Below are 7,501 nucleotides of genomic sequence, written 5' to 3' on the forward strand. Positions count from 1 at the left end.
AACTTCGCCGCCTGGGATGGTCGCTGGTAAATGAGCAAAGCCAAGAACAAGCCGCCCATTCTCAGCCTGACGGCAGAACAGGAACGCGAGGCGACCAGCACCATCAAGCGCTTTATGGCAGAGCGCTTCGAGTTGGCGCTGGGCTCGTTCGAGGCGGCGGAAATTCTTGAGCTGTTTAGCCGCGAAGTGGCGCCGCACTATTACAACCGGGCGATTTTCGATGTGCAGACTCACCTGAAAGAGCGGTTTGAGAGCATCGAAAGCGACCTCTGGGCGCTCGAGAAGAGCTGACCCTCCCGAATTCCAAGACTTGAGCAGGTTCAACCGATGCTGATTATCCCCGCTATCGATCTGAAGGACGGCGCCTGCGTGCGTCTGCGCCAGGGCCGCATGGACGATGCAACCGTGTTCTCCGCTGACCCGGTGAGCATGGCCGCCAAATGGGTGGAAGGTGGCTGCCGTCGTCTGCACCTGGTCGACCTCAACGGCGCCTTCGAGGGCCAGCCGGTCAATGGCGAAGTGGTTACCGCCATAGCCCGGCGCTATCCCAATCTGCCGATCCAGATCGGCGGCGGTATCCGCTCCCTGGAAACCATCGAGCATTACGTCAAGGCCGGCGTCAGCTACGTGATCATCGGCACCAAGGCGGTCAAGCAGCCGGAGTTCGTCGCCGAGGCGTGCAAGGCCTTCCCGGGCAAGGTGATTGTCGGCCTGGATGCCAAGGACGGTTTCGTCGCCACCGACGGCTGGGCTGAAGTCAGCACCGTGCAGGTGATCGACCTGGCCAAGCGCTTCGAAGCGGACGGCGTATCCGCCATCGTTTATACCGACATCGCCAAAGACGGCATGATGCAGGGCTGCAACGTGCCCTTCACCGCCGCCCTGGCGGCGGCGACCAAGATTCCGGTGATCGCCTCCGGCGGCATCCACAATTTGGGCGATATCCAGGCCCTGCTGGACGCCAAGGCGCCGGGCATTATCGGCGCCATCACCGGCCGGGCGATCTACGAAGGCACCCTGGATGTGGCCGAGGCGCAGGCGTTCTGTGATAGCTACGCGGCCAGCTCCAAGCCGTAAGCTGTAAGCTGTAAGTTAGAAGCGCGACCGCGATCCGCTCCTAACTTGCAGCTTGTCGCTTGAAGCTTGCAACTGTTAATCGGAGATTAACCCTATGGCACTGGCAAAACGCATTATCCCCTGCCTCGACGTGGACAACGGCCGCGTGGTCAAGGGCGTCAAGTTCGAGAATATCCGCGACGCCGGTGACCCGGTGGAGATCGCTCGGCGCTACGACGAGCAGGGCGCCGACGAGATTACCTTTCTCGATATCACCGCCAGCAGTGACGGCCGCGACACCACCCTGCACACGGTGGAACGCATGGCCAGCCAGGTGTTTATCCCGCTGACCGTGGGCGGCGGCGTGCGCACCGTGCAGGACATCCGCAATCTGCTGAATGCCGGTGCCGACAAGGTGTCGATCAACACCGCCGCGGTGTTCACCCCGGAGTTCGTCGGCGAGGCCGCGGCGCGCTTCGGCTCGCAGTGCATAGTGGTGGCCATCGATGCGAAGAAGGTTTCCAAACCCGGCGAGACGCCGCGCTGGGAAATCTTCACCCACGGCGGGCGCAAGCCGACCGGCCTGGACGCCGTGCTCTGGGCGAAGAAGATGGAGGACTTCGGCGCCGGCGAGATCCTCCTCACCAGCATGGATCAGGACGGGGTGAAGAGCGGCTATGACCTCGGCGTGACCCGCGCCATCAGCGAGATGGTCGGCATTCCGGTGATCGCTTCCGGCGGCGTCGGCAACCTGCAGCACCTGGCCGACGGCATCATCGAAGGCAAGGCGGCTGCCGTGCTGGCCGCCAGCATCTTCCACTTCGGCGAATACACGGTGCCGGAAGCCAAGGCTTACCTGGCCAGCCGCGGCATAGTCGTACGCTAAGCAGCGTCCGCCCGGCCAGCCTGAGCACGAGTCGACAGCAGCCGGCCGCGCACTTGGGTAGAGTGCGCGGCGCAGCAGCCTGCCCTGCGCTTGGGCATTCGACGACTTCTTCTGTGTCGCGGGACTGCGGTCGACGGGATGGACTCTATGTTCCAAAAGCGACCAGCCGGTCGCTTTTGCTTGGCAAAGCCTAGGCCTGCCTGGTGTTGCTGGTTATGCTGCGGTTTGCTACGACCATCACAAAAAGAGAGCTCTTATGTTCAAACGTTTGCTGATTGCCTTGTTGGGCGCGGGTTGGCTGCTGGCTGGCAGCGCCCAGGCCGAAGTACCCGCCAACTACCGGATGGTGCTGCTGACGGAAAACTTCCCGCCCTACAATATGTCGATTAACGGCAAGAACTTCGCCCAGGAAGACAATATCGATGGCATAGCCGTGGATATCATTCGCGAAATGTTCAAGCGCGCCGGTATTCAATACAACATGACCCTGCGCTTCCCCTGGGACCGCATCTACAAGCTGGCCCTGGAAAAGCCAGGTTATGGCGTCTTCGTCACCGCGCGTCTGCCCGAGCGCGAAGCGCTGTTCAAATGGGTTGGCCCCATAGGCCCGGATGACTGGGTGCTGCTGGGCAAGAGCGATAGCCCGATCAGCCTGAGCAGCCTGGAAGAAGCCAAGCAATACAAGGTTGGCGCCTACAAGGGCGACGCCATCGCCGAGTACCTGGTGGAGAAAGGGCTGCAGCCGATCACCGCCTTGCGCGACCAGGAAAACGCCAAGAAGCTGATGGCCGGGCAGATCGACCTGTGGGCCAGCGGCGATCCGGCCGGGCGCTACCTGGCCAAGCAGGAAGGCATCACCGGCTTGAAGACCATCCTGCGTTTCGACAGTGCGCAACTCTATCTGGCCCTCAACAAGGAGGTGCCGGATGAAGTGGTGCAGAAGTTGCAGTCGGCATTGGACAAGATGCGCAGCGAAGGCCTGGTTGACGACATCTTGAACAATTACCTGTAACACGCAGAACCAGCGCAGCGGCCACAAGCGGCTGCGCGGCCAGGGAGGGTTGACGCCAAGCCTCATACGTCGCCGGGTCACAAGCCCGAGCAGGGATGCCGCTAGCCATAATAACCATTCATGCGAGCGGGAAGACCTATGCTGAAAACCCTGAAAAACAGCCTGCTGGGCGGGCTTATCCTGGCTGCCTGTGCCGCCCATGCCGAACTGCCTGCCGACTATAAGGTGGTGTTGCTGACGGAGAACTTTCCACCCTTCAATATGGCGGTGGATGACAAGAACTTCGCCCGTGATGACGGCATCGACGGCATCAGCACCGAAGTGGTGCGCGCGATGTTCAAGCGCGCCGAGATCAACTACAGCCTGAGCCTGCGCTTTCCCTGGGATCGCCTGTATCGCCTGACTCTGGACAAGCCCAGTTATGGCCTGTTTTCCACCACCTTTACCGCCGAGCGCCAGCCGCTGTTCAAATGGGTAGGGCCGCTGGCGAAAACCAGCTGGGTGCTGCTTGCCGCCCCTGGTAAGAGCCTCAATGTGGCCAGCCTGAAAGAGGCGGGGCAGTACCAGATCGGCGCGTACAAGAACGATGCGGTCAGCCAGCACCTGGAAAGCCAAGGCCTCAAGCCAGTCAACGCCCTGCGTGACCAGGAAAACATCAAGAAGCTGCTCAGCGGCAAGATCGACTTGTGGGCCACCACCGACCCAGTGGGGCGTTACCTGGCCAAGCAGGACGGCGTCAGTGGCCTGACCACGGTGCTGCGTTTCAACGAGGCCGAGCTGTACCTGGCGCTGAACAAGGACACCCCGGATGAGGTGGTCGAGCGCCTGCAAAAGGCCTTGGATGAGCTGCGCGCCGAAGGCTTTATCGATGAAATGACCAGCAACTACCTGTAGTTGTTAGGCGGCATATAAAAAAGCCCGGCCCTGAGTGATCAGGGCCGGGCTTTTTCGTAGGTGCTTCTGGCTTAATCGCCGCGGGTGACGTTCAGCCCCTTGAGCAGGTTAAGCGCCTGGCTCAGTTGATAGTCATCGTCCTGTGGGCGTGCCGCGGCGTTGATTTTTTCCTTGGTCGGTTTGTCCGCGCCACCATTGCCGTTGCCCAGATGGCCTTGCAGGTCGGCTTCCTTGATGCCGCTCTCATCTTGCTCGCGGGTCAGTTTGGCGCGCTCGACTTCGATGTCCGGCACTATGCCCTGGGCCTGGATGGAGCGGCCGTTGGGGGTGTAGTAGAGGGCGGTGGTGAGCTTCAGGGCGCGGTCGTTGTTCAGCGGCAGCACGGTTTGCACCGAGCCCTTGCCGAAGCTGTCGGTGCCCATCAGCACCGCGCGCTTGTGATCCTGCAGGGCGCCGGCGACGATTTCCGACGCCGAGGCGCTGCCGCCGTTGATCAGCACCACCAGGGGTACGCCTTCGCTGGCGTCGGCCGGGTCGGCGGAGAAGCGCAGCTCGGAGTTGGCGATGCGCCCTTCGGTGTAGACGATCAAGCCACTCTTGAGGAAATGGTCGGACACTTCCACCGCGGCCTGCAGCACGCCACCCGGATTGTTGCGCAGGTCCAGCACCAGGCCGCGGAGTTTCTTGCCGTTGTCCTTGCGCAGCTTGGCCAGGGCCTTGCCGACTTCTTCGCCGCTGTTGACCTGGAACTGGGTGATGCGCAGGTAGCCATAGCCATCGTCGAGCAGCTGGCTCTTCACGCTTCTGACCTTGATCACCGCGCGGGTCAGTTCCACGTCGAAGGGTTTGCCGCCTTCGCGCACCAGGCTGAGGGTGATCTTGCTGCCGGCCTTGCCGCGCATCAGGTCGACGGCTTCCACCAGCGACAGGCCCTTGGTCGGCTTGCCGTCGATCTTGACGATCAGGTCGCCGGGCTGGATGCCGGCGGCTGACGCCGGGGTGTCGTCGATCGGCGAGACCACCTTGATAAAACCGTCTTCGGTGCCGATCTCGATGCCCAGGCCGCCAAACTCGCCGCTGGTGCTTTCCTGCAGGTCGCGGAAGGCTTCCGGATCCAGGTAGGCCGAGTGCGGGTCGAGGTTGCTGAGCATGCCCTTGATGGCATTTTCCAGCAGGGTCTTGTCGCTCACCGGCTCGACATAGGCCGACTTGATGCGGTCCAGCACTTCGGCGAAGGTGCGCAGGTCATCCAGCGGCAGTGGCGCGCTGTCATTGGCGGTGGCTGGGCTGGGGGTGGGTGCGGCCAGCGTCAACGAAGCGCTGCCCAGCAAGCCGAGGGCCAGTGCGAGAGCGGTGAGGCGGAACAGATGCGGCATGTCGAACTTACTCCTGTCCTAAATCGGTAAACGCAACGCTTATCCCTGCGCGCGGCACCATTGAGCGGGATCGCTGGGGCGACCCTGCTGGCGAATTGCGAAATACAGCGCGGGGCTATCTTGCCCGCCGCTGTTGCCGACCGTGGCGATGGGCTCGCCGGCCTTGACCACTGCGCCAGCGTCTTTCAGCAAGCTTTGATTGTGCCCATACAGGCTCAGATAGCCATTGCCGTGATCGAGAATCACCAGCAGCCCGGAGCCGCGCAACCAGTCGGCGAACACCACCCGGCCGCCATGCACGGCGCGCACTTGGCTGCCCGCCGAGGCGCCTATCAGTACACCATCCCATTTGGTCCGTGCATCGCCACCGCGGGGGGTGCCATAGCGTGCCACCAGGCGCCCGTCGACCGGCCAGGGCAACTTGCCGCGGGCCTTGCCGAAGGGCCCGCCGACGCTGGCGCCGGAACTGACCAGGGGGCCGCTGCTGGCGGCTGGCGTGCCGGCGCTGTGCGGCTGTTCGCGCTCGGCCAGCAGGGCACGCTGGCGTGCGGCTTCGGCTTCACGGGCCTGGCGCGCCAGGGTTTCTTCGATGGTTTGCAGTACGCGGGTGAATTGCGCCTGTTCTTGCTGGCGCGCCTTGAGCTTCTTGTCGCGGGCGGAAAATTCCTTGCTCAGCGTGGCCAGGGCCAGCTGGCGTTCCTTGCGTACCTCGGCGAGTTGCTCGCGGCGGCCGTCCAGCGCGCTTTTTTGCTCGAGCAACTGGGCTTGCTGGTTGGCGATATCCAGCTCGATATTGGCCAGTTGGCGCAGGGTCTCGTTGAAGGTGGCCAGCTGCTCCATGCGCGCTTCGCTGAGGTAGTCGTAATAGGTCAGGGTGCGCGAGAATTTTTCCGGGTTCTGCTGGTTCAGCAGCAGCTTGACGTATTCCTGGCGGCCGCTCTGGTAGGCGGCGCGGGCCTGGATGCCGATCAGCCGCTGTTGCTCAAGACGGGCGCCCTCGAGTTTTTTTTTCTCGGTATCGAGGCGCTGGATTTCCTCTTCGCTCTGCTTCAGGTCGTTCTGCAGGCCCTTGACCTGCTTCTCCAGCTGACCCATTGCGCTTTCGGTCTGTTTCAGCTCTTTCTGCACGCCGGACTTTTCCTGCTGCAGCTTGTCCAGCAGCTTTTTCAGCTCGGCGACATCGGCACGGGCGGCCTCCAGCTGTTGCTGGGCATCGGCCTTCTCGTCGGCCAAGGCCGGCGCGAGCAGCAGGGTCAGGAAAATCAGGGCGAGGGCGCGAAACATGGGGCGGGCAGCACCTGGAACAAGGACGCGCCTAGTATGCCTAAAAAATGGCTGGGAGCCATTGTTAACGTCATGCAGTGACGGCCCGTAGGGTGGCCGCCATGAATGGCAGGCCACAAAAACGCCAGGAGCGTTTTTGCGCGTAAGCCCCGAAGGGGTGAAGCACATGGATGTGCTGAGCATAAAAAAACAGCAGCAAGCTGCAAGTCATCAGCTGCCAGGCGGGCTTGTCGGCGCGCCGCAGTCCGTAGCCTGGATGCAATCCAGGGAGATCCTTCGGCTGCAGCGGCGGTTCTGGATGTGGTCCAGGAGGCTGGGTTGTTGGGCTTCGCGGAGCTCAGCCCAGCCCAACCTACGCAGCTTCAGCTCAGCTCGATAATACTGGTGCCGGTCATCTCCGCAGGGATAGGCAGGCCCAACAGGGTCAGCAGGGTCGGCGCCACGTCGGCCAGCACGCCGCCGTCGCGGATACGCGCGTGGCGCTGGCCGACATAGATAAAGGGCACCGGCTCGCAGGTGTGCGCGGTGTGCGCCTGGCCGGTGCTGTCATCGGCCATCTGCTCGACGTTGCCGTGGTCGGCGGTGATCAGCGCCTCGCCACCGACCTTGTCCAGGGCCGTGACTATGCGGCCGACGCAGCTGTCCAGGCATTCCACGGCCTTGACCGCCGCGGCGAACACCCCGGTATGGCCGACCATATCGCCGTTGGCGTAGTTGACGATGATCACGTCATAACGCTGGTTTTCGATGGCGTCGACGATCTTGTCGGTGACTTCCGGTGCGCTCATCTGCGGCTGCAGGTCATAGGTGGCGACGTTCGGCGAGGGGATCAGGATGCGCTCTTCGCCGGCAAAGGGTTCTTCACGGCCGCCGGAGAAGAAGAAGGTGACGTGAGCGTATTTCTCGGTTTCGGCAATGCGCAGTTGGGTCTTGCCGTTTTTGGCGAGGTAATCACCCAGCACGTTTTCCAGGCTGCCCGGCGCGAAAGCTGAC

Annotated in this window: 8 protein-coding genes; 5 read left to right on the forward strand and 3 right to left on the reverse strand. The window is 62.6% G+C overall.

Annotated elements, in window-relative coordinates; genetic code table 11:
• Positions 1-30: 30 nt before the first annotated feature.
• From Q8Q83_RS00910 to Q8Q83_RS00930, 5 genes are all read left to right on the forward strand, one after another.
• Positions 31-291 carry a DUF2164 domain-containing protein gene (locus Q8Q83_RS00910; protein ID WP_305620313.1) on the forward strand — a complete coding sequence of 87 codons (261 nt, stop codon included), beginning with the start codon at positions 31-33 and terminating at the stop codon, positions 289-291.
• 36 nt (positions 292-327) lie between these two features.
• A complete protein-coding gene (gene hisA / locus Q8Q83_RS00915) occupies positions 328-1,077 on the forward strand; it encodes a 1-(5-phosphoribosyl)-5-[(5-phosphoribosylamino)methylideneamino]imidazole-4-carboxamide isomerase (protein ID WP_305620315.1) in 750 nt (249 codons plus the stop codon).
• 94 nt (positions 1,078-1,171) lie between these two features.
• A complete protein-coding gene (gene hisF, locus Q8Q83_RS00920; protein WP_305620317.1) occupies positions 1,172-1,942 on the forward strand; it encodes an imidazole glycerol phosphate synthase subunit HisF in 771 nt (256 codons plus the stop codon).
• A gap of 256 nt (positions 1,943-2,198) precedes the next feature.
• Positions 2,199-2,954 carry an ABC transporter substrate-binding protein gene (locus Q8Q83_RS00925; RefSeq protein ID WP_305620319.1) on the forward strand — a complete coding sequence of 252 codons (756 nt, stop codon included), beginning with the start codon at positions 2,199-2,201 and terminating at the stop codon, positions 2,952-2,954.
• A 138-nt stretch (positions 2,955-3,092) separates the two neighbouring features.
• Positions 3,093-3,848 carry an ABC transporter substrate-binding protein gene (locus Q8Q83_RS00930; protein ID WP_305620320.1) on the forward strand — a complete coding sequence of 252 codons (756 nt, stop codon included), beginning with the start codon at positions 3,093-3,095 and terminating at the stop codon, positions 3,846-3,848.
• A 71-nt stretch (positions 3,849-3,919) separates the two neighbouring features.
• Here Q8Q83_RS00930 and Q8Q83_RS00935 read toward each other — a convergent pair whose 3' ends face one another.
• The 3 genes from Q8Q83_RS00935 to gpmI form a co-directional block, all read right to left on the reverse strand.
• Positions 3,920-5,224, reverse strand: coding sequence for a S41 family peptidase (locus Q8Q83_RS00935; protein ID WP_305620322.1), 1,305 nt, complete (start codon positions 5,222-5,224; stop codon positions 3,920-3,922).
• Between the two features lie 39 nt (positions 5,225-5,263).
• Positions 5,264-6,508 carry a murein hydrolase activator EnvC gene (locus tag Q8Q83_RS00940; protein WP_305620324.1) on the reverse strand — a complete coding sequence of 415 codons (1,245 nt, stop codon included), beginning with the start codon at positions 6,506-6,508 and terminating at the stop codon, positions 5,264-5,266.
• Between the two features lie 362 nt (positions 6,509-6,870).
• Positions 6,871-7,501: 2,3-bisphosphoglycerate-independent phosphoglycerate mutase (gene gpmI / locus Q8Q83_RS00945; RefSeq protein WP_305620326.1), on the reverse strand; the 631-nt coding region annotated here is incomplete at its 5' end.

The sequence above is a fragment of the Pseudomonas sp. genome (assembly GCF_030696055.1).
In the GTDB taxonomy this organism is placed as follows: Bacteria; Pseudomonadota; Gammaproteobacteria; order Pseudomonadales; family Pseudomonadaceae; genus Aquipseudomonas.